At 47.3% G+C, this 22,233-nt stretch carries 12 protein-coding genes and 1 riboswitch; of the genes, 7 read left to right on the top strand and 5 right to left on the bottom strand.

What is annotated here, in order from left to right; all coding sequences use genetic code 11:
* The first annotated feature begins 124 nt into the window (after positions 1-124).
* Positions 125-313 carry a hypothetical protein gene (locus AC6I7V_RS03180; RefSeq protein ID WP_255231297.1) on the top strand — a complete coding sequence of 63 codons (189 nt, stop codon included), beginning with the start codon at positions 125-127 and terminating at the stop codon, positions 311-313.
* A gap of 61 nt (positions 314-374) precedes the next feature.
* Here the strand turns inward: AC6I7V_RS03180 and recD are convergent, their stop codons facing one another.
* The 4 genes from recD to AC6I7V_RS03160 form a co-directional block, all read right to left on the bottom strand.
* On the bottom strand, positions 375-2,567 hold the full coding sequence (gene recD, locus AC6I7V_RS03175) for an exodeoxyribonuclease V subunit alpha (RefSeq protein ID WP_338062721.1): 2,193 nt from the start codon (positions 2,565-2,567) through the stop codon (positions 375-377).
* A complete protein-coding gene (recB, locus tag AC6I7V_RS03170) occupies positions 2,567-6,241 on the bottom strand; it encodes an exodeoxyribonuclease V subunit beta (protein ID WP_498011321.1) in 3,675 nt (1,224 codons plus the stop codon). The genes recD and recB overlap by 1 nt, the downstream gene beginning before the upstream one ends.
* A 402-nt stretch (positions 6,242-6,643) precedes the next feature.
* Positions 6,644-10,120 (bottom strand): exodeoxyribonuclease V subunit gamma, encoded by a 3,477-nt coding sequence (recC, locus tag AC6I7V_RS03165; protein WP_498011320.1) that lies wholly within the window; start codon positions 10,118-10,120, stop codon positions 6,644-6,646.
* A 127-nt stretch (positions 10,121-10,247) separates the two neighbouring features.
* Positions 10,248-11,243 carry a TDT family transporter gene (locus tag AC6I7V_RS03160; protein ID WP_498011319.1) on the bottom strand — a complete coding sequence of 332 codons (996 nt, stop codon included), beginning with the start codon at positions 11,241-11,243 and terminating at the stop codon, positions 10,248-10,250.
* Positions 11,244-11,400: 157 nt separating this feature from the next.
* Between AC6I7V_RS03160 and AC6I7V_RS03155 the strand changes: the two genes are divergently transcribed.
* The 5 genes from AC6I7V_RS03155 (at position 11,401) to dapD (ending at position 16,176) form a co-directional block, all read left to right on the top strand.
* Positions 11,401-12,297: a LysR substrate-binding domain-containing protein gene (locus tag AC6I7V_RS03155; RefSeq protein ID WP_255231300.1), complete on the top strand. Its 897-nt coding sequence runs from the start codon at positions 11,401-11,403 to the stop codon at positions 12,295-12,297.
* Positions 12,298-12,384: 87 nt separating this feature from the next.
* Positions 12,385-12,678, top strand: coding sequence for a YebG family protein (locus tag AC6I7V_RS03150; protein ID WP_032551401.1), 294 nt, complete (start codon positions 12,385-12,387; stop codon positions 12,676-12,678).
* 155 nt (positions 12,679-12,833) lie between these two features.
* Positions 12,834-12,920: riboswitch (Fluoride riboswitch) on the top strand.
* A 179-nt stretch (positions 12,921-13,099) separates the two neighbouring features.
* Entirely contained in the window at positions 13,100-13,792 is a 693-nt protein-coding gene (locus tag AC6I7V_RS03145; RefSeq protein WP_498011318.1) for an iron-sulfur cluster assembly scaffold protein, read from the top strand.
* Positions 13,793-13,813: 21 nt separating this feature from the next.
* Complete coding sequence (locus AC6I7V_RS03140) at positions 13,814-14,794, top strand: GGGtGRT protein (protein ID WP_498011317.1); 981 nt, start codon at positions 13,814-13,816, stop codon at positions 14,792-14,794.
* 350 nt (positions 14,795-15,144) lie between these two features.
* The gene (gene dapD / locus AC6I7V_RS03135) at positions 15,145-16,176 is read left to right on the top strand and encodes a 2,3,4,5-tetrahydropyridine-2,6-dicarboxylate N-succinyltransferase (protein ID WP_498011316.1); all 1,032 of its coding nucleotides are present in this window, start codon (positions 15,145-15,147) and stop codon (positions 16,174-16,176) included.
* A gap of 222 nt (positions 16,177-16,398) precedes the next feature.
* Here the strand turns inward: dapD and purL are convergent, their stop codons facing one another.
* Positions 16,399-20,310, bottom strand: a complete 3,912-nt coding sequence (purL, locus tag AC6I7V_RS03130) for a phosphoribosylformylglycinamidine synthase (protein WP_498011315.1) — start codon at positions 20,308-20,310, stop codon at positions 16,399-16,401.
* A 307-nt stretch (positions 20,311-20,617) separates the two neighbouring features.
* Between purL and mltF the strand changes: the two genes are divergently transcribed.
* Positions 20,618-22,216 carry a membrane-bound lytic murein transglycosylase MltF gene (mltF, locus tag AC6I7V_RS03125; RefSeq protein WP_255231305.1) on the top strand — a complete coding sequence of 533 codons (1,599 nt, stop codon included), beginning with the start codon at positions 20,618-20,620 and terminating at the stop codon, positions 22,214-22,216.
* Positions 22,217-22,233: the final 17 nt, after the last annotated feature.

The raw sequence follows: 22,233 nt of genomic DNA, 5'->3' as shown, positions 1-22,233 counted from the left end.
CATTGATTGGAATCGTCTATGCGTTCTTCGCATGGGGACTTGCACGGATTGCTTAAACTTAACATCGCAGGCTTAAACTTTGGCTATGCCCGTTAATAACAAAAAGCAAAAAGAGCATATTGATATGAGAACCGTTATTTGTAATTCGCTACAGAGCTTCTGGGATATGGCTGACAACCAATTTCTTGAAGGGCTCGACGTCCATTGTGTGTTTCCAGTCACTGATAACCTAAAAGAGTTTATCTTGAACTGCCAAGCAAAATACAAGATAAACCATATCTCTTTTACAAAAGCCTTTCTCAGTAACGAGTAAGACCCTTTACTCAAAGAAGCCACCACGAACGGCTGCTTCCTATCGTCATCTCTTTATTCCTTTAGCGTTCACCGCCTCCCAAACGAACCGCCAAGCCACTCACACGTTGAGTTTTCACCTTAATACTTCGCTTAAATACTGAGTTATCGCTAAACATCATCAAGCGAGATTTGGCACGCGTCACGCCTGTATAGATAAGTTCACGCGTCAAAATCGGGCTGAACTCCGGTGGCAGAATCATTAAGGTCAAATCAAACTCACTACCTTGAGATTTGTGAATCGTCATCGCATAAGCCGTTTCATGCTCAGGCACTCGACTAGGCAGCACCGCCTTAACACTGCCATCAGGCAGCTCAAAATAAACCTTAAGTCTTGGCGATGAACCATCTTCGGTAATAGTGGAATCCAGCATACACAAACCAATATCACCATTGTACAAACCAAGACCATGATCATTACGCGTTACCATCACTGGGCGACCGTGATACCAGAGCTCTTCATTGTGAGGTTGAATCAAACGCCTCGCCGCTAGAGCTCGCTCAATACGGTGGTTTAATCCTGAAACACCAAAATCACCATCTCGTACCGCACAAAGAAGTCGACACTGACTGAAAAGATCAAGGGCTTGTTTAGCGCGCCCCTCCTGTTTCTCGCCTTCAGCTAACGGTTGGTGAATACAATTTAAGTAACCGCCGTACTCATTGACCAAAGTACGTAGCATCAAATTATAACTGTCACTGGAAAGAGAGTGGTGCTCGATATCGGCAAAACCTTTATTCAATACCAAGTCAACTTGCGCGGCTGACCCAGCATTAATTGCCTTAGCCAGTTGACCGATACCGGAACGCGCATCAAAGCGATAACTCTTTTGCAGCATACACAAGCTATCAGCGACGGCTGGAGCCGAACTGATGTTGTTGTGTCTTACGTTGTGGCTAGACAAAGCGTTAAAGCCCGTCAGTTCAGCAATCAAGCTCCCTTGAGATGCGCTGTAGCCGTGAGCATTGAAATCACAAATATCGCCCAATACAGCGCCGGCTTCAACCGAGGCTAGTTGGTCTTTATCTCCCAGAAGAATCAAACGCGCATGAGAAGGAAGTGCGTCCACCAGCTTATACATCATAGAGAGATCAACCATCGAAGCTTCATCGACAACCAGAATATCCAGATGCAGTGGATTTCGACGATGATGTCTAAACTCAGCACGATTTGGAATAGCACCAAGTAAGCGGTGCAAGGTGCTCGACTCCGTGGGGATGTTCTCTTTCACTACAGGTTCAACTGGAAGTTGATCGATCGCTTTACCAATTGACTCGGTCAAACGCGCTGCCGCTTTACCTGTCGGCGCAACCAATTTAATGGTCGGCGTTTTGCCCATGTTCAATGACTGTTCGACCATCGCGGATAACAGTTTCGCTACTGTGGTGGTTTTACCTGTACCAGGACCACCTGATATCACAGCAAAACGTCGGCTGAGTGCTACCGCTGCCGCAACTTTTTGCCAATTGAGGCATACCGACAAAGGCACCAACTCATCCAACACACTCAGGTCAGAAACCTGACGTGCATCCGCTACCACTCTATCAATCTCGCTCCAATTGAGTTCAGATTCAGAGACAATATCTAAGTGATCGCAAACCAGCTGCTGGCGAAGCACTTGCGTGCTGTGACCATTCGCGTCAGCCTTAGCCAAAGCATTAAAAAGAAAGTGATAGCTCCGAGCAAATAGTTGATTAAGCGTTTGTGTCAGTGCTCGCTTCTGCTCTAGATTAAATTCCACCGGATGACTCAAGCGATTTAAAGCCTCAGCAAGCACCACCTCATAATTCCAATAGCGCTGTAGATAGACACGCTGCCCGTCAAACATGAGTGGCTTAACACAGGCAGCAGTGGTGCCAACCAGACTTGAGTTACTCAAAATAGCAGACCAATCGATATTCAATAGACGTTGATTGAGCTGCTGTGCAGCTTCGCCATATAGCCCAAGCAACTGCGCTAAGTCAGCGGGTGTATTTGACTGATAGTGATCACTCACTGTCAGTTGCATACAGATATGACCTTTTCCCAACTCATGGCTAACCACACCCGCAAGAAAACCAAGCTGCTGAGCAGTATCGGCCTCTTGTGAGTAACCACTCGCTTGCTGGGTGATAAAGCGAGCAAATTGATAATCGAGCTGGCGAATTGTCCCCTTATCAGCCAAAACCTTTAGTACATCCATTAACGGCGCTTGGTGTAAATCAATGGGTGTCATTATATAAGCTCCATCTGTCCAGCGTGGTCATCATTCGATTGGGTTGTTTGGCGATCGACGACCTTGCCGTCAATCAATTGATCCATTTCATTAAGCATGGCTTCACTTGGTTTAGCGGAAAAGATTCCTTGCTGGGATTGTCCATCCATACCACGTAAAAACAGATAATAAACGCCACCAAAGTGCTCTTGGTAACTGTAATTAGCGATTCGGCTGCGTAGGAAACGGTGCAGAGCTAGGGCGTAAATTTGATACTGCAAATCATATCGGTGATCAGCCATAGCGCCTTTAAGAGCATCGCCATGATAAACCGCCACATCATCGCCTAAGTGGTTTGATTTCCAGTCAAGCACGTAGTATTTGCCTTCGTGTTCAAACACCAAATCGATGAAACCCTTCAACATGCCTTGCACTGTGTGGAAGCCGAGGTCACCAGCTTTCGCCGAAAGAGGATCATGATACTGGATGACTCGGTTAAGTTCTGAAGATGCTAATACCTCAATGGGCAATAAAAACTCCATCTCAACAAGTCGCTGAGACGCATTTTTCTCACTTAATTTAAGCTTTTTACCATCTAGCGCAGTGTTAAGCACGGTATCAACCAATTGCTGAAGAACCGGCAACCATTCAAGCTCATACTGCTCAATTTCCAGTAAGTGAGTAATTACTTGGGTATTGTGCTCACTGGTGGCTGGTTCGGTAAACTCGACCTCTTCAAACAGAGTATGCAAAAACGTACCCGGTCTTGCACCTCGAGGGAAAGTAAAGATAGAGCGCTCTGGCTCAATCAGTTCGCCTTCATCCTGCTCATCAGCAGAATCAATATCAAAACCCGACACTTCCATCGTCGCATCATGACTCGCTCCATGACTCCCTTGCTTAACTAATCCAGAGTAACTGGTGATACGCCACGCACGGTCAATTGACGCCTTCAACTCTTGAGCTTGGAGATCAGGTTGAGGCTCTGATTTAGCCACAAAAGGCTGCTCGTGCTTTATTGGCGTCTCGCTCAGCGTAATACTTTGATTACTGCTCTCTAAGCTCGCCAGTGCTTGCTGCAATTCAGCGGTACCACACTCTTTTCCATTTTGCACCAGATAGCCCATCGCACTCAAATGCACCCCTGTCGGCTCTTTGGTTGAACGCCCTTTACGCAGTGGCGCCATACCAATAAAACAGCCATAAACAGCACGGGTTAGCGCTACATAGATCAGACGTAAGTCTTCCGCTAAACGCTCTTTGTCGGCTTGCGCTAACGCTGCATCGCTGGCGGTGATATCGAGAACCGTGGTGTCTGTAGCGTGGTCGTAATATTTACCTTCGCTCGCTTCACGGTAGCTTGCTACAAATGGTAAGAACACTAAGTCATATTCCAAACCCTTGGATTTATGGATAGTCACGATTTGCACCAAGTTTCTTTCAGACTCTAGACGTTGGATGTCATCTTCGCTGCCACCCAAGCCATTCTGCGCATCGATGATCGCTTCCGCGAGCCAGCGCAGCAGACCATAGTCACTATCGAGCTCTTGTCTCGCCTGCTGAAGCAACTCACCAATGTGCATTAAATCCGTCAGTGCTCGCTCGCCATTCTCTTCTTCCAACAATCGTTCTGCTAGGTGGCGCTTACTCATCACCGCACGTAACATCGGTAGCACGCCACGTTGTAGCCACAGCTTTCGATACTCACGAAACTCATTGACTGCGTTTTCCCAAACAACCTCATCGTTGTTCAGTTGATCTAGTGTGGCCGCATCAAGGGCAAACAACTCAGAAGCCAAACAAGCTCGAAGAGCTCGGTCATTTTCTGGGGTTAGTACCGCTTGCAACAAACGTTGAAGGTCTTGAGCAACAAGACTGACAAATACACTGTCTCGGTTGGAGAGGTAAACACTGGCGATGCCTTGCTCTGCAAGCGCCGTCTTAACTAAACGCCCTTCACTACCGGTTCGCACCAAGACGGCTATATCACCCGCTTGAATCGATTTTTGGCTTTTGCCGTTATCAAGAAACGCTTGCTGGTCTTGAGAAGCGGTCAATATTGTTTGAATTTGGCTCGCCGTCGCTTCTGCCATCGCTGCGTGATATTCCCCTTTAGGTAAGGGCTTATCTTCCGCCTCTTGCAACCAAAATGTCATCGCAGGTTGAACCTGGTCGCCAAGTGTCCAGTGACGCAAATCGGCATTGGGACTCGAAGCGACTGGAAGAAATGGAATATCTTCGTCATAGATAAACGGACTGTCAGATTGGCTAAACACCTGATTTACCGCGCTCACCATGTCTGCACTTGAACGCCAGTTAGTACCAAGAGTGTAGTGGGCACTCACTTGGTTACGCGCTTTGATATAGGTAAAAATGTCTGCGCCACGGAAGCCGTAAATCGCCTGCTTCGGGTCACCAATCATAAACAAGCCACATTGTGGGCTATCCAGATAAATACGACTGAAGATGCTGTACTGCAGCGGATCGGTATCTTGGAATTCATCGATCATCGCGACTGGATAAAGAGTACGAATGCGTTCGACCAACAGTGACTGTTCATCGACATCAATCGACGCTGAGAGCTGGGTCAGTAGATCGTCAAATGAGAGCCACTGCTTCTGCTCTTTAGCCGCGGCAAGCATGGTTCGACAATGGGTAATTGCATGTGCCAGTAGCGGCGCTTTCATATCCGCAGGCTGTGCTAAGAAGGTATCAATCGCCTCAAAAACCTCATGACAAGGAGCCGTGCCTTTCGGTGTTTTCTCGTTTAGCGTTGATTGAGAAAACTTCTCGAGTTTATCTGGGTACTGATAATCATGTGTCTCACTTTGCGCCCAAGTCGTTACCGCCTCTAACCAAGTCGGCAGTGACTTTTTGGTGTAGCTGCGTTTGTTAACATCTGAGCCCGAGATAATGGGCAGAAAGTCCTCTTGCGATGCCAGCCATTGTGTTTTGAGTGCTCTGATTTTATCAAGGTTGCTGTTGTGAAGAGATTGCAGATCACCAGACATCGCCTCTACTGTTAGCTTTAACGGCGCGCCTGTCAGGTAGCGGTTTACATCCGCTAACAGAGCAGAAGGTGAACCCCAGATATTACGTACTTCTCCAGCCAACTGCAGCGGTAATGGGTAGAACTGTTTACGCCAGTAATCCGCCACCACTTGCGCTTTTAGATGACTTTCGTCGGTCACAAATTCATTGTCAAAGCGACTACCCGACTCAAACGCATTTTGCGTTAGCATGCGTTGGCAGAAACCGTGAATGGTGTATACCGCCGCTTCATCCATCTGTCTTTCAGCATTCAGCAAGATTTGGGCAGCCCCAGTATGGTCGTCAATTTCTTCGAGTAGAGGGGCTATGACAGGATCGCTACTCTGACCACGTGCAAAAGCAATGCGCGCATCGTGGATACGTGCACGAATACGGTCTCTAAGTTCTGCTGTTGCCGCTTCGGTAAAGGTCACCACCAAAATCTGATCGACCGTTAGCGGCTGCCGATGTCGACTCGGCTCTTCACCATTAACACCAATCTCAGAAGTGCCGTGACCAAGCAAAAGTCGCAGATACAAGCCGGCTATCGTGAAGGTTTTACCCGTACCTGCAGAAGCTTCAATCAATCGCGCCCCATGCAGAGGAAACGTCATGGTATTAAGCGCTTGTGGCGTGATAACGAGATCACGTTTTGTGGTAGTCATACCGAGCTGCCTTCTTCTTAATTATTCTGTTACAAATGTGACCTAGTATCAAAAACGTCATACAAATCTGGTCTAGTACCAATATCTTATTAGGGAGTGCGATCTCTCTCACGGATCAATTTGGTGCACGTCGTTACTATGCGCCCACGAGTTCAGGCAGACGATTACTTTTTCGCCGCTAAAGAACCAAAAGAATAATGGTCCCTCTGACCTGTGGCCGTACAGCGAACGCCCTACACTAATAATGATTTACTGGCGGCCACTTTAATTCCTGTGCTTTTCACTCCCTGACTTCTCAGCACTTCCCTCATCCGATCTATACTCATTCTAAAATCGTAATAAGCTTGCCATAAGCATCGGTCTAATTGGTATGGGTTGAGCGATCTTGACGATCGCCCTAGATTACTCCTGATCATTGGGATCAACCGCAGCTAAACGCGCGGCTTGCATCACTAACGTCGAGTACAGCCTTGCTTCCGCCGCTAATGTTTCATCCCACTTCGGCCAAATACGTGAGATGTAGCTGTCGCGTCCTTCACCGGTAAACGCGTAACTGTCATTGAAAGTATCCGCCATTTTCTTCAAAGATTTCTCTTCATCATCAACCCATTTTCCTCGACTAAAGCCCGCTTCAACCCCTGCCAGTGCCGTTTTAGGAAAGTATGGAAGCGGCTGAGTCATACCTTGATAGAACAGACGAACGAGCTCACCCAAAGTCTGCTTTGCAGTTTGAACATCACTCAGAGGGCTAAGCGTAAGATGCACCACGCCCTCTTTTTTGTCGTAGCCGATAATATGCGTTGTTTGCGGGTTGCCCATCACATTGCAACACAAGTGGTCGATCCAAGCGGCCAGATAGTCTTGCGCGCGAATTTTACCACTGCGATAGCGGACTAAGCCCGATTGATAGTTGTGCGTTAACCAACCTATCAACTTGACCGGTTTTCCTTCGCCGAGGCTGTCTATCGTAATATTGACCTCTAAATCTTCTTTAGGCGCACCAGTCACGAACTGGATCTCTTTGGCTAGCTCCTCGGCTTGCACACGATTGGTCTCAAACTCAATGTCACCAAATGCCCCAACCGGCAAACGACCTTGAGCTTTCTGTTTAGCGACAAAGTGACGAATGGCTTCATCGGGTGATCGAGGGTTATCAATCAATACTTGTAATAGCGCATCTTTAAGTTGATAGCTCTCTAGACCATTCAACACAAACGGTTCGTCGTCTTCCATCACTGGTAACGGCGGCTCAAACACCACCTTTAAACGGCGATTAAAGAAGTATTGAACAGGTAAACGCCAAAAACGCTGTAACTCGACCAGATCAAGCTCAAGTGGGTAAGTTGCTCCGCCAAGATAATCTTCTAACGCTCGGTTAAATTCACCACTGCGCTCGCCTGCTCGATTTGCCGCAGGCAGCCACTCTTTAGCGTAGCTAACCTGTGAATTGTCTTGGTCCGGCATGAAAGCACTCGGACTGAATGGCGTCATGGTGTGCTCAAACATCTGCGCTTGACTCAGCTTACGCCCAGATTCGTCGCTTCCCAGAGCCTCGTCACCTTGCAGACAGTAGTTTTGCTCGCAGTATTCGATCAGCTCAGACACCAGCACTGACGGGACGCGCTCAGTGTTATCTTGAATAGAGCGACCAACATAACTAATGTACAGACTCTCTTGCGCCGATAACATCGCCTCTAAGAACAGATAACGATCATCATCACGGCGAGAACGGTCACCCGGACGAGTACGGCCATTCATTAAATCAAAGCCTTCTGGTGGCATAGAGCGCGGATACACACCATCATTCATCCCCAGCAGACATACCGTTTTGAAAGGAATCGAACGCATCGGCATCAGAGTACAGAAGTTCACTTGCCCAGCTAAAAAACGTTGGCTGATGCGTGCCCCAGAGAGTTTATTATTCAAATACTGATAAACGATGCTTGGTGATAAATCTTGCTCATATAAAGCATCATCGAGCTGTTCGTTAAGTTGCCCTAGAGCATCGCGAATCGACTTCAATACTACTTCGCCTTCCAGCTCGACGCTGAAGAAATCATCAATCAAGTTAAGCAGAGTCTCACGCCAACGTTCAATCGATTGTGACTGATTGAGGCGCTGTCGATAATAGGCAATACGGTCAATAAAGTGCGCGAGCTTACCCGCAAGTTCTGCACTCATGCCTTGCACTTCATCGTATGCGGCAATCGATGATTCGGCGGTTTCAAATAATCCTGCTGACTCTGACATCGCATAGCCAAGCAGCATCCGCTGGATACCGAACAGCCAAGTGTTTTGTTGAGTCTCGGGTAGATCAAACTCTGTTGCGGTACTGCCATCAACACCCCAGCGAATACCCGCCTCTTCAACCCACTGTTTAGCTTGCTCAAATTGATATTCGTCGATATCAAATCGCGCCATCATCGCCGGGATTTCAAGTAGTTCAAGCAGCTCTGAAGCAAGACAACGACTCTTAGGCAGCGCCACCAGCTGCATGAATGCAGTTAAGATTGGGCTCTCTTGATCAGCAGTACGGTCAGAGATCGAATAAGGTATATAACGCTCGCCCGGCGCATTACCGAACACCGCTTGAATCGCAGGGCTGTAGGCATTAATGTCCGCTACCATTACGATAATGTCGCGTGGTTTTAGGTTGGGATCGTTATCAAACATCGCCAATAACTGGTCGTGCAGCACTTCCACTTCACGCATCGGGCTATGACAAGCATGAACCGTTAACGAACGATCCCCAACAGCAATACTCTGCTTATGTTCACTCGAATCAAGGATGTGATCATCTTGATGCTCCTCAAGCTCCAAAATATCGGCTTGAAGCTGATGTAATAGGCTATCGCGCTCAACATCAATGAAAAATTCATGCTCTTCACACTCAGACTGGGACAATAAAAACAGATTGTCACGACCAAGTTTTCCCATCGATGCCAGTAGGCTATTACCCACCGCCTGGCTAGTATGCAGTTCATCTTCAACGTTAGCTTCTAGGCCATCTTTGAGAGGCGAAACCTCCCCTTCTAACTGAGGCGAGCCCTCGACCAAAGCAAACTGCTTACGACGCTGAGCTTCTACTCTTGCTAGATACTTTCTATCACGAATATCGCCCCAATAGTGCTGACATGGATTGGTGAACATCAAATGAACATCAATGTGTTCACCCATCGCTTTGAGGGCATCCATATAGCGTGGTGGTAGTGATGAGATACCAAATACAAACAACCGCTTCGGAAGGTGGGAAAGCTGATCTTTCTGCTGTGCGAGCGCTTCAATAAAGTCATGGTACAAGTTACCACGGTGATACTTTGATTGACCTTGGGATAGTGTTTGCTCATACAGAGCCTGCCACAAGATCGGCTGCCACGGATGCTCTTGTTGACCATCCGCATCTTGCAACTCAGACACAGGCTCACCCGCTTCCCAAGCCGCCATCCACTCAGGTCGGTACACCAAATAACCATCAAAAATATCGGCAATCTTCTCAGCCAATTGGTACAACTTGGAGCTATCGGTGTCGTTTTCCAAATAACGCTGCAGCGGCAAGAAATCAGGATGGTCGAGCTTAGCGGGCAGAATACTCATCAGCTTCCAAGTCATCGCCTCTTTGTTAAAGGCACTGCGCTTGGGAACATCAGGAAGAACTTGGGTAAACATCTCCCAGATGAAAGTAGCAGGAAGAGGAAAATCGATGTTTGCGGCAACACCAAACTCTTTTGCCAGCTCCATTTTAAGCCACTGAGACATACCCGGGCTTTGTACCAAGATCTGCTCTTTGTCGAATGGGTTAGCCAGAGGGTCACTTTTGATTAAGTGAACGAGAAGGATTTTTAAAGTATCAACTTTATTGGAATGGTAAACAGTAAACAAAGTGCACTCACGCTAATCTTGCCACAATATACTGCCAGATTAGCATAAGTACCGAGTTTGGATGAGCAATATAAGCTTATGAAAACCCAAAAGCTTAAGGTCTGTTTATCTTTTGAACGACCACCCGTTATAAACGGCCTTTTACAACGCTCATTAAACGGTGTGGTTTGTAGTTCATGTAGTAACGAGCGGCGACATAACCTACGACGAGCGTCGCGACCATTAGCTCTAAGTAAGCCAAATTGAACACTTGGTTGATGTACTGACCTTCAATACCTACATCTTGCATCCAATCCGCTACCTTAAACAACGCGGTCGCACCAATGACCATAGGGAAAGTAAACGCCGCATAGCCCGGGCTAAATGGTAAACGAAGCAATTTAAAGAAAGCCGCATAGATGATGAATGTCATTAAAATTGCAATTCCGAAAAGCAGACCAATCACCACAGGTGATGGGTTTGCCGTTACGGTGAGATAACCAGCCAAAGAAAGACTTGCCGGTGCAGCCAAAATAGCGATTGTTGGTTTGGCCGCGTCTGGGATCTCGTGGCGGAACATCAAGCGATATACCATCATTGGTAGCATCACAGCGTAAACACCGAGACCGAAGAGCAATACTGCATTCGCCACTGGCTCTAGTGCAGGGTTCCCCGAGAAAGAGACGTCCGCAACCACAATGCCAATAGGCGGAACAAACCAGCTTGGTACCATATGATGAATCTCAAACTCTTTAGCTCGGTGGTAAAAGAAGCTGACCAAGAAAATCACGTGCAACCCTACAGAGAGAATCCACACTAGCTCTCTTAAAAACACAGAAATCGGGTCTAATGATGCGGATACCACCATGCACCCCATAGCAAAAGTCGGAACAACGCTGCCCACGACAGGATGCGCAAGATCTTCACGCAGCAAGTGACCGTGAATCAAAAATTTCACTGCCAATATCGCGAGAAGCACACCCGCGATCCCAGCGCTCACCCACTGCACGAGCCCCGGAGTTTGCAGTAAGCCTTGAGATACGAGTACCCCATCCCAACACCAACCAAGGCTAGCGATAGCAAGTGCCAATCCCGCCATCGGAGTCGGCGCGCCAGTTAATCTATGTTTGAGTTGTTGAATCATATCAGCCTCTCTTCATTCCATTCACTTATCTGTGAACTCATCAGCTTGTTGAGGCCATAATACGCTTGCGGTTTGTTAAGTTATATCCAATTATATAGAACACTTGTTCAGGTTTTCTAAACATCAAACCACTCAATCACAGGCTGATAAAATTTCGATGGCTAATATATCAATTAAACAGCTCAAAGTATTTGTCACCATCACCCAACACTCAACGATGACTGCCGCAGCCGAGGCGCTATTTTTATCAAAAGCGGCTGTCAGCATGGCTTTAGGTGAAATGGAGAAACAGCTTGGGCACTCTCTGTTTGATCGCGTTAACAACCGACTGATCATCAATCAAGAGGGACAAAAATTACTGCCTCTTGCGGATGAGATACTACATCGAGCGGCTAGCATTGATGAGTTGTTCAGTGACGACCAACCTTTGAGTGGTTTATTAAAGGTTGGTGCCAGTGACACCATAGGTAATCAAGTTGCACCATTTATTCTCTCAGGATTTCGTCAGCAAACCCAACATCAAGAGCAGAGCCTATTTATCTCCAATACTGCTTTGATTTGCCAAAAACTGGTCGATTACGAGCTCGATATTGCTCTGATCGAAGGGAAAACCTTGCACCCTGAACTGCTTGCCAATCAGTTTAGTAGCGACGAGATGTGCATTGTTGCTAGCCCCAATCACCCATTGACCTCGTTAGATATCGTGCCATTGCGCGATCTTGAGAGCAGTCACTGGATACTTCGAGAATCTGGCTCTGGTACTCGAGAGTTCTTTTTACGTACGGTGGCGCCGCGTCTTGAGCATTGGTATGAATCATTCGAACTCAATACCACAGAAGCGATCATCAACTCGGTATCCGCTGGATTAGGCTTGGCTTGCCTTTCTAAGCTTGCTGCAGAGCCTGCAATCAAAGATGGTCGAGTCAAAACATTGAATGTGCCACTGGATATGAAGCGTCGATTTTGGATGCTAGTTCATAAAGACAAATATCAGAGTCCACTTCTCAAGTCCTTCATGAGTTATTGTGAAGAGTGGGCGGCACATCAAGATTGATACTTCTATCAAGGTTGGCAACTGGACTTTTAGTCACTAAAACTGTATAAAAAGCCAGTAAAATTTATCAAACTTAGAGGATTAACCATGGCTGTTATCGTCAAGTACGTGGTGGAACGCAACGGAGAAGAGAAAATGACTTTTACCTCTAAAGCCGAAGCTGACGCATACGACAAAATGCTGGATATGGCTGATGAGCTTTTTGAACTGTTAGGCAAAAGCGAATTAGTAGAAGATGAAGGCAAGCAAGAAGAGCTTGCGATGTACCTTGCGAAGAACAAAGAAGAAGTTCTTTATGCTCTTGGTGCCAAGCGCAAACCAGCGCCTAAGAAAGCTAAAAAGCTTGAAGCGGTTGAAGACGCGGAAGAAGACGCAGCATAACTTACTGATACCTATGCTAAAAACGCCAATGACAACTCTGAACAGAGTATGTAGTTGGCGTTTTTTATATCTATCGAAATATAATGAAGCGAGTTTATAGTTAAAATTGCTCTAAACATTCCCTTGCAAGAAAGTGTGATTGAGATCTAATCTATACGCCATCAGGTGATGGGGTTCCACCTAAGCTTTCTAGCTTCAACCGCCCGTTCATATCGAACCGTGCTAATGACTCCTACAGAATCGAAAACAGGTAAGCCTGTTGGTAGTATCGTTGTACCCACCATTTTACGAGCGTTGTTTGCTCTTTTTTCTTGGTGTCACGATACGTAAGATCTGTAGTGAAATTAGCCACACCTCTTCCAACATGTCCTGTTTTCTCAACGTTCGAGGTCTTCATCGACTTTATAAGTGAGAAAACACTATGCAATACTCATCTGAAATCCAAAATATGTGTCCGATTCAACGTGGCGATCTTCATGCATCTGCCCCTATTCCCGTTGAAGGCGCGATGGTCAGCCCGAAAGACGTGATTGCTATCTCTGGTTTAAGTCACGGTGTAGGGGCTTGTGCTCCACAACAAGGCGCCGCCAAACTAACCCTCAACGTCAAAAACGGCATCATTGAAGAAGCGTTAATTGAAACCATCGGTTGTTCAGGCATGACTCAATCGGCTGCGATGGCCGCTGAAATCCTCACTGGAAAAACCATCCTTGAAGCGCTTAATACTGACTTAGTATGCGATGCAATCAACGTCGCGATGCGCGAAATCTTTCTTCAGTTTGTCTATGGTCGAACTCAATCGGCATTCTCTGAGGGCGGCCTCGAAATTGGCGCTGCATTGGAAGATTTAGGACAAACACAACGCAGCCAAGTCGGCACCAGTTACTCAACAACCGCGAAAGGGGTGCGATACATGGAGCTCGCAGAAGGCTACGTGACTCAGCTCGCGTTGGACGAACACAGCGAAGTCATCGGTTATCAATACCTCAACCTTGGCAAAATGATGAAAGCCATGAATCAAGGTACACCAGCTGCTGAAGCCGCTGAGCTTGCCACTGGCACCTATGGCCGCTTCGATGAAGCCGCGAAAACCATCAATCCACGTCAACACTAATCGCCAAAGAGGAACCTGACTATGAACACACTAAATAATCCATCAGTAACTCGTGTATTGGCTGAAATGAACTTAGAGTCTCTCGACCAAGCCTACCAATACTGTTTAGAGCATGATGTTGACCCAAAAGCATTGGTGATGGACACCCAACCTATTGCGTTCGACAGCGCCAGTGAAGCCTACACACTAGGTACGGCACTAGCACTTTATCGTAAAGCTGAGACCGCAGAACAAGCCGCAAATATTATTGGTGAAGCGCTCCAAGCCTATACCAAGGCAGGTAGTGTTGCAGAACAGCGCCAAGTCGGTATTGGTCATGGAGCATTGGCGGCGCGTTTGCTAAATGAAGAGAGTGGCTGTTTCGCCTTTTTAGCGGGTCATGAGTCTTTTGCTGCCGCCGAAGGCGCAATCAAAATTGCACTCAACGTCAACAAATCTCGCACTAAACCACTCAAAGTGATTCTAAATGGTTTAGGAAAAGATGCTGCTTATCTTATCTCTCGTATCAATGGTTTTACCTACGTACGCACTCAATTTGACTACCAAACTGGTGAGCTAATTGAAACCGAGCGCCGCCGTTTCTCACAAGGCCCTCGCGGAGAGATCCTATGTTATGGTGCCGATGATGTTCGTGAAGGGGTTGCTATCATGCATCGTGAACAAGTGGATGTCAGTATTACGGGTAACTCAACCAACCCTACTCGCTTCCAACACCCAGTTGCAGGAATCTACAAGGCTGAACGTACTCGCCAAGGTTTACCTTACTTCTCAGTCGCTTCAGGTGGTGGTACAGGTCGAACTTTACACCCAGATAACGTGGCCGCAGGCCCTGCTTCATACGGCATGACAGATACCATGGGTAGAATGCACGCCGACACACAGTTTGCAGGCAGCTCTTCTGTTCCAGCTCACGTGGCTATGATGGGCTTCATCGGCATGGGTAACAACCCTATGGTAGGAGCAACGGTGGCGCTAGCCGTCGCAGTAAGCCAAGCCGCTTAGCCTCTACAACGAATATAAAAAAACAACAATAACGTGAAACAGATAGCCAGCGAACATGCTGGCTATTTTTTTGTTCTCGGCATGGTCAAGTGTGTTTGGTGAATACTTGGTCGAAGTTAGTTTGTAGACATAAAAAGGAGCAAGTTTCACTTTATCTGGTTGAAGAAATATATCTCTTAAAAGACAAGCAATATCATTTTACAGACTTTCTCCCCATGCGCCCTTTCATAACGAGGGCGCTCTCTTTATGATAAACGCAATTAAATTAACGTTTGCTACACAAGCTGCTCACCACACGAACAGCAAATGAAGATATAGCAAAATTAAGACTCAACACATGGAGATTCAACATGGCTTACTTTTCACTGGCCTTTGGTACGGCAACCAAAAACCGCGACAATAAAATCATTGAAGCGTTCTTCCCTAACCCACTTCTAAACCCAAGCGACGCGCTTGTAGCCGCTGTTGCTGAAGTTGCAGGTTACACTGAAGGCAACCAAGCTATCGAAATCTCTGCTGCACAAAGCGCAGAACTGGCGAAAGCATTCGCAGCAAACGACGATGCTGCAAACGCATCTTTTGCAGAAAAAGCAGCATCATCTGAGCAACCACTGGTTGTTGTTGTTCTTGCTACAGACGAGAAGCCAGCTTCAGTTGCTGAAGGCTTCCTTAAGCTACAACTTATCTCTAACCGCCTAGTGCAACCACACGGCACGGTACTAGATGGCATCTTTGGTCTACTGCACAACATCGCATGGACAAACGAAGGCCCAATCGATCTTCCTGAGCTAGCAGATCGCCAAATCGAAGCTCGCCTAGCAGGTCGTGCTCTGTCTGTAGATTGCGTAGACAAATTCCCGAAAATGGTGGATTACGTAGTACCAGCAGGCGTTCGTATCGCTGATACGTCTCGCGTTCGTCTAGGTGCACATGTAGGTGAAGGCACTACCGTTATGCACGAAGGCTTCATCAACTTCAATGCAGGTACGACTGGCGTGAGCATGGTTGAAGGTCGTATCTCTGCAGGTGTTGTTGTTGGTAACGGTTCTGACATCGGCGGCGGCGCTTCTATCATGGGTACGCTATCTGGTGGCGGTACAGTTGTCGTTTCTATCGGTGAAAACTCACTGCTAGGCGCAAACGCGGGTCTTGGTTTCCCACTAGGTGACCGTTGTACCGTCGAGTCTGGTCTGTACGTAACTGCTGGCTCTAAAGTACGTATGCTTGACTCTTCTGGCCAAGAAGTTGAAGTAGTTAAAGCTCGCGACCTAGCTGGCGTTTCTGACCTACTATTCCGTCGCAACTCAGTGACTGGTCAAATTGAATGTCTTGCTAACAAATCAGCTGTTGAACTAAACAGCGAGCTGCACAGCAACAACTAATCTAAATACTAGTCACTAGAAAACACTAAGCCGCTGGAATTAAACTCCAGCGGCTTTTCTTTTATCTGTAGAAAATGGGCTGCGTTATGCTCTCTCAGCGGCCGATACCAATCACATTTAGTATTAAAAAAGCGCAGGCCTTTCGACCTGCGCTTTAAACTTTTTCCCGTCAACTTAGCTAGTGTACAATACCAACCAAGATGTGTATTAACCTAAGTCAGATTAACCTAGATTCTTACGTGCATTTTGGAACATACGCATCCAAGCACCGTTCTCGCCCCAACCTTCTGGAGACCATGAGTTCGCTACTGTACGGAATACACGCTCTGGGTGCGGCATCATGATAGTAACGCGGCCATCTTGAGTTGTTAGACCTGTGATTGCGTTTGGTGAACCGTTCGGGTTGTTCGGGTACTGCTGCGTTGCGTTACCGTGGTTATCTACGTAACGAACTGCAACCGTACCTGATGCTTCAATCGCTGCTAGGTGGTCGGCATCACGCACTTCTACGCGACCTTCACCGTGAGACACTGCGATTGGCATACGAGAACCTGCCATGCCGTCGAAGAATACAGAATCAGATTTCTGAACTTCAACTAGGCTGAAACGAGCTTCAAAACGCTCAGATTCGTTACGAACGAAGCGTGGCCACAGGTCGGCACCTGGGATTAGCTCTTTCAGGTTTGATAGCATCTGACAGCCGTTACACACACCTAGAGAGAAGGTATCTTCACGCTGGAAGAAGCCTTCAAACTGGTTGCGAGCTTGCTCGTTGAACAGGATAGATTTCGCCCAACCTTCACCCGCACCAAGTACGTCACCGTAAGAGAAGCCACCACAAGCGACAAGGCCTTGGTATTCTTCTAGCACGGCTTGACCCGTTAGGATGTCGCTCATGTGAATATCTGTTGCTTCAAAACCAGCACGGTCGAACGCTGCTGCCATCTCAACGTGAGAGTTAACACCTTGTTCACGTAGGATTGCCATCTTAGGCTTAGCGCCTTTCGCGATATATGGCGCTGCGATGTCTTCATTTACATCGAAGCTTAGCTTAACGTTTAGGCCAGGGTCAGAGTTGTCTTTCTTCGCTTCATGCTCTTGGTCAGCACATGCTGGGTTGTCACGTAGACCTTGCATCTTATGCGTTGTCTCAGCCCAGATAGTACGTAGTTCAGTACGGTTACGCTCAAGAACGACTGACTCGCCAGAAGTGATCACTAGCTCATCAGATGCTTCTACAGAACCGATTACGTGTGAGCATGCTTCAAGGCCGTTCGCTGCTAGCGTTGAAAGTACAGAATCTAGGTCATCATTTTTAACCTGAAGTACTGCACCTAGCTCTTCGTTAAATAGTGCTGCTAGTGCGTCTTCGCCCTTCTCTTCAGAGTAAAGGTTAGCGATGTCAGCTTTAACGCCACAGTGACCTGCGAATGCCATCTCAGCTAAAGTAACGAATAGACCGCCATCACCTTTATCGTGGTAAGCCACTACTTGGTCGTTCGCGACAAGAGTTTGAACGCCTTCGTAGAAACCTTTTAGCTGTGCTGCGTTGTCTACGTCTGCTGGCTTGTCACCAAGCTGCTTGTAAACCTGCGCTAGTGCTGTTGCACCTAGACGGTTCTGGCCGTTACCTAGGTCGATAAGAACTAATGATGTATCACCTTTGTCAGTACGAAGCTGAGGTGTGATTGTCTTACGTACATCTTCAACACGAGCAAATGCAGTGATGATTAGAGATAGCGGAGACGTTACTTCTTTCTGCTCGCCATTCTCTTCCCACTTCGTCTTCATCGACATTGAGTCTTTACCAACTGGGATAGTTAGGCCAAGAGCTGGACATAGCTCTTCACCTACCGCTTTAACCGCTTCGTAAAGACCTGCATCTTCGCCCGGGTGACCTGCTGGAGACATCCAGTTCGCAGACAGTTTAATGTGTTTGATATCACCAATGTTTGTCGCAGCGATGTTGGTGATTGCTTCACCAACCGCTAAACGAGCTGAAGCACCGAAATCTAGTAGAGCAACTGGTGTACGCTCACCCATCGACATTGCTTCGCCATGGTAAGTGTCGTAGCTTGCTGCGGTTACCGCACAGTTTGCTACTGGAACCTGCCAAGGGCCAACCATTTGGTCACGCGCAACAAGACCAGTCACCGTGCGGTCACCGATAGTGATTAGGAATGTTTTTTCTGCAACCGTTGGAAGACGTAGAACACGATCCACTGCTTCGTTTAGCTCGATACCGTCACGGTTAACCGCTGGGTTATTCGCTTTAAGCGTTTTCGCATCACGGTGCATCTTAGGCGTCTTACCAAGAAGAACGTCCATTGGCATGTCGATTGGTGTATTCTCGAAGTGTGAATCTTCAAGTTTCAGTTCACGCTCTTCTGTTGCGATACCAACAACTGCGTATGGTGCACGTTCACGCTTACAGATCGCATCGAATACTTCCATGTTCTCTGGCGCAACTGCCATTACGTAGCGTTCTTGAGATTCGTTACACCAGATCTCTAGTGGGCTCATACCTGGTTCATCATTTGGTACATCGCGCAGTTGGAAGATACCACCACGTTCGCCATCGTCTACAAGCTCTGGAAGTGCGTTAGAGATACCACCTGCGCCCACATCGTGGATAAATGCGATTGGGTTCTGTTCGCCAAGCTGCCAACAACGATCGATCACTTCCTGACAGCGACGCTCCATTTCTGGGTTTTCACGCTGTACTGAAGCGAAATCTAGGTCTTCTGCTGATTGACCAGATGCCATTGAAGAAGCTGCACCACCGCCAAGGCCGATGTTCATTGCAGGACCACCAAGTACGATTAGGCTCGCACCTACCGGGATCTCTTTCTTCTGAACGTGCTCGTCACGGATGTTACCCATACCACCAGCAATCATGATTGGCTTGTGGTAACCACGAACCTCTTCACCTGCGTGAGAGTTCACTTTCTCTTCATAAGTACGGAAGTAACCCAATAGGTTTGGGCGACCAAATTCGTTGTTGAACGCCGCGCCACCAAGTGGGCCTTCTAGCATGATGTCTAGAGCGTTAACGATGCGACCCGGTTTACCGAAATCTGTTTCCCATGGCTGTTCAAAACCAGGAATACGTAGGTTAGAGGTTGTGAAACCAACTAGACCTGCTTTTGGCTTACCACCGATACCTGTCGCGCCTTCGTCGCGGATTTCACCGCCAGAACCTGTAGAAGCGCCCGGCCAAGGAGAGATAGCCGTTGGGTGGTTGTGCGTTTCCACCTTCATTAGGATGTGCGCTTTCTCTTGGTTGTAACCGTACTGGCGAGTTTCTGGGTTCGGGAAGAAGCGACCTACATCTGAACCTACCATGACTGCTGCGTTATCTTTGTATGCAGACAGCACGTTTTCTGGCGTGGTTTCGAATGTGTTTTTGATCATCTTAAACAGAGACTTCTCTTGCTTAACGCCGTCGATAGTCCAGTCTGCGTTGAAGATCTTGTGACGACAGTGCTCTGAGTTCGCCTGTGCAAACATCATTAGTTCGATGTCGGTTGGGTTACGATCTAGCTTGTTTACGAACGCATCGTAAAGGTACTCGATTTCATCGTCCGCAAGTGCAAGGCCTAAGGTAACGTTTGCGTTCTCAAGCGCAGCGCGACCGCCTTTTAACAGGTCTACGTCTGCTACCGGAGCTGGCTCTGCCACTTGGAAAAGTGCCGTTGCAGATTCGAAATCAGTGAAGATAACTTCCATCATACGATCGTGCAGGATCGCTTTAAGCTCAACCAGTTGTAGCTCAGAAAGTTCTACCGATGATTCGATATAGTAAGCGGTACCGCGCTCAAGACGTGCGATCTTATCTAGACCACAGTTGTTTGCGATATCCGTCGATTTTGAAGACCAAGGCGAAATGGTGCCAGGGCGAGGAGTTGCTAATAGAAGAAGACCTTGCGGTTCATGCTCTTCAATCGTCGGGCCATAAGTCAGAAGTTTTTCTAGTTTCTCAACTTCTTGATCATTTAGGTCTGCTGTTAGATCGGCAAAGTGCGCAAATTCAGCGTAGATGCCTGTAACAGGTAAGCCAAGTTCACGACAAAGCTCTAAAAGCTTGTTAACACGAAATTCAGATAGAGCTGGGGAGCCACGAAAAATTCTCATGTGCTTAGGTCTCTTATGCAATTGATTAAGGTGATATTGGTATAAATTCAGTGGGTTTTAGGAGTAACCTAACTGTTTTCTTCGAACTTATGCCGATTCCACCTCTCTGTTGCGGGCGCATTATATAGCAATTGTTTTTGTGACGTAACCAAAAAAGCAACCGTTTGCGTCATTTTTTTCATGTTTCTTGGCAATTGTTACTTTTGCTGCATTTCTGGCCACTTTTACTGCTGTTTACCTAAAGTCACTTTGCCGAGAGTAAACGGTTTGATATAAAGGGACGTTACTTTTTTGAGATTTCATTTTGATGCATACACTTACACGCATTTTTTCATCCAAACTTCTTCTCGTCGCAATCACCATTACCGGTTTAGCGGGATGCCAAATTGAGTCGGAACCGAAAAGCGACTTGGAGCAGATCCGAGAGCGCGGCGTGTTAAGGGTCGGAACTCTCAATAACCAACTCTCTTACTATATCGGCCCAGACGGCCCTGCTGGTTTGGATTATGAATTAGCTCGAGAGTTTGCCGAGCAGCTTGGCGTACAATTAGAGATGAAACCTGCATACCGTTTGTCAGGCTTATTCCCTGCCTTACAAAAAGGTGAAATAGACCTTATCGCAACAGGTTTGGCCCAGAACAATGAGCACACCCGCGGCTACCGTGCTGCGCCAGCTTATTATTACGTAAGCCAACAAGTAGTTTACAAGAAAGGTCAATGGCGCCCGCGTAATCTAGAACAACTGATTGAGTTTGAGAACCAACGCCAAGCGAAATTCATAGAGCAACAGAACAGAGAGCAGAATGAAGAAAGCAGCGAGCTAACAACTATCGATGACAGATTAGTCCCTGCCCTTGTAGTGATTAAAGAATCTCACTTTGAACCGACTCTAAATCAACTTCAGCAATCTAACCCAGACTTTATCTACGAGTCGGTTGGCAATGCAGACATTAATGATCTTTTGAGACAAGTGTCTAAGGGCGAACTGCGCTTTACCGTTGCAGACTCCATTGAACTATCGCTGGCACAGCGCCTCTATCCAGATCTCGCGCTTGCATTCGAGCTAACGGAAGATCAACCTATCTCTTGGTACTTAAAAAAATCGGAAGATGAGAGCCTTTATGCGCTGCTGATTGAGTTCTTCGGCAACCTTAAACAGTCTGGTGAGCTAGCAACGCTGGAAGAGAAATACATCGGTCACATCGGAAGTTTCGATTACGTGGATACTCGCGCTTTTATTCGTGCACTGGACAGCAAGCTACCGAAATGGTCACCACTATTCCAAGAGTACTCACAGGAGTTTGACTGGCGCTTGATTGCAGCCCTTGCATACCAAGAGTCTCACTGGAATCCTGTTGCGAAATCTCCGACAGGGGTGCGAGGCATGATGATGTTAACCCTTCCGACGGCGAAGAGTGTGGGTGTAACGAACCGTTTGGATCCAAAACAGTCGGTGCAAGGTGGTGTGGAATACCTGCGTCGTATCGTCAATAGAATCCCTGACTCAATCAAGCAGCATGAGAAAATCTGGTTTGCGCTTGCTTCCTATAACGTTGGCTATGGACATATGATGGATGCGCGTCGATTAACCAAAGCACAGGGTGGCGATCCGGACTCTTGGAGTGACGTAAAAGACAGACTGCCTCTACTAAGACAGAAGAAGTATTATAGCCAAACGCGCTACGGTTATGCTCGTGGTGACGAAGCCAAAAACTATGTAGAGAATATTCGCCGTTACTACCAAAGTATCATCGGCCACGTAAACCAACGCACTGAGGAAGCACTGGAAGAGAGTATGGAAGACCTGATCGTGATTCCACCACTCGCAATCTCAGGAGCAGAGTCAAGTATCAGTAATGCTGCCTCAACCGACGAGTTGAGCGACGAAGATCAGAGCGAAGAGTAGAACGCAGTTTACCTTCA

It is taken from the genome of Vibrio sp. KUL70 (assembly GCF_059725515.1).
Note: the sequence above shows the minus strand (reverse complement) of the source record. Positions and strands in the feature narration are given on the sequence as shown.

Excerpts from the sequence above, each read along its gene's own strand:
- AC6I7V_RS03180 (WP_255231297.1), top strand. The coding sequence starts at position 125 with ATGAGAACCGTTATTTGTAATTCGCTACAGAGCTTCTGGGATATGGCT.
- recD (WP_338062721.1), bottom strand. The coding sequence starts at position 2,567 with ATGACACCCATTGATTTACACCAAGCGCCGTTAATGGATGTACTAAAG.
- recB (WP_498011321.1), bottom strand. The coding sequence starts at position 6,241 with ATGACTACCACAAAACGTGATCTCGTTATCACGCCACAAGCGCTTAAT.
- AC6I7V_RS03160 (WP_498011319.1), bottom strand. The coding sequence starts at position 11,243 with ATGATTCAACAACTCAAACATAGATTAACTGGCGCGCCGACTCCGATG.
- AC6I7V_RS03155 (WP_255231300.1), top strand. The coding sequence starts at position 11,401 with ATGGCTAATATATCAATTAAACAGCTCAAAGTATTTGTCACCATCACC.
- AC6I7V_RS03150 (WP_032551401.1), top strand. The coding sequence starts at position 12,385 with ATGGCTGTTATCGTCAAGTACGTGGTGGAACGCAACGGAGAAGAGAAA.
- AC6I7V_RS03145 (WP_498011318.1), top strand. The coding sequence starts at position 13,100 with ATGCAATACTCATCTGAAATCCAAAATATGTGTCCGATTCAACGTGGC.
- AC6I7V_RS03140 (WP_498011317.1), top strand. The coding sequence starts at position 13,814 with ATGAACACACTAAATAATCCATCAGTAACTCGTGTATTGGCTGAAATG.
- dapD (WP_498011316.1), top strand. The coding sequence starts at position 15,145 with ATGGCTTACTTTTCACTGGCCTTTGGTACGGCAACCAAAAACCGCGAC.
- purL (WP_498011315.1), bottom strand. The coding sequence starts at position 20,310 with ATGAGAATTTTTCGTGGCTCCCCAGCTCTATCTGAATTTCGTGTTAAC.
- mltF (WP_255231305.1), top strand. The coding sequence starts at position 20,618 with ATGCATACACTTACACGCATTTTTTCATCCAAACTTCTTCTCGTCGCA.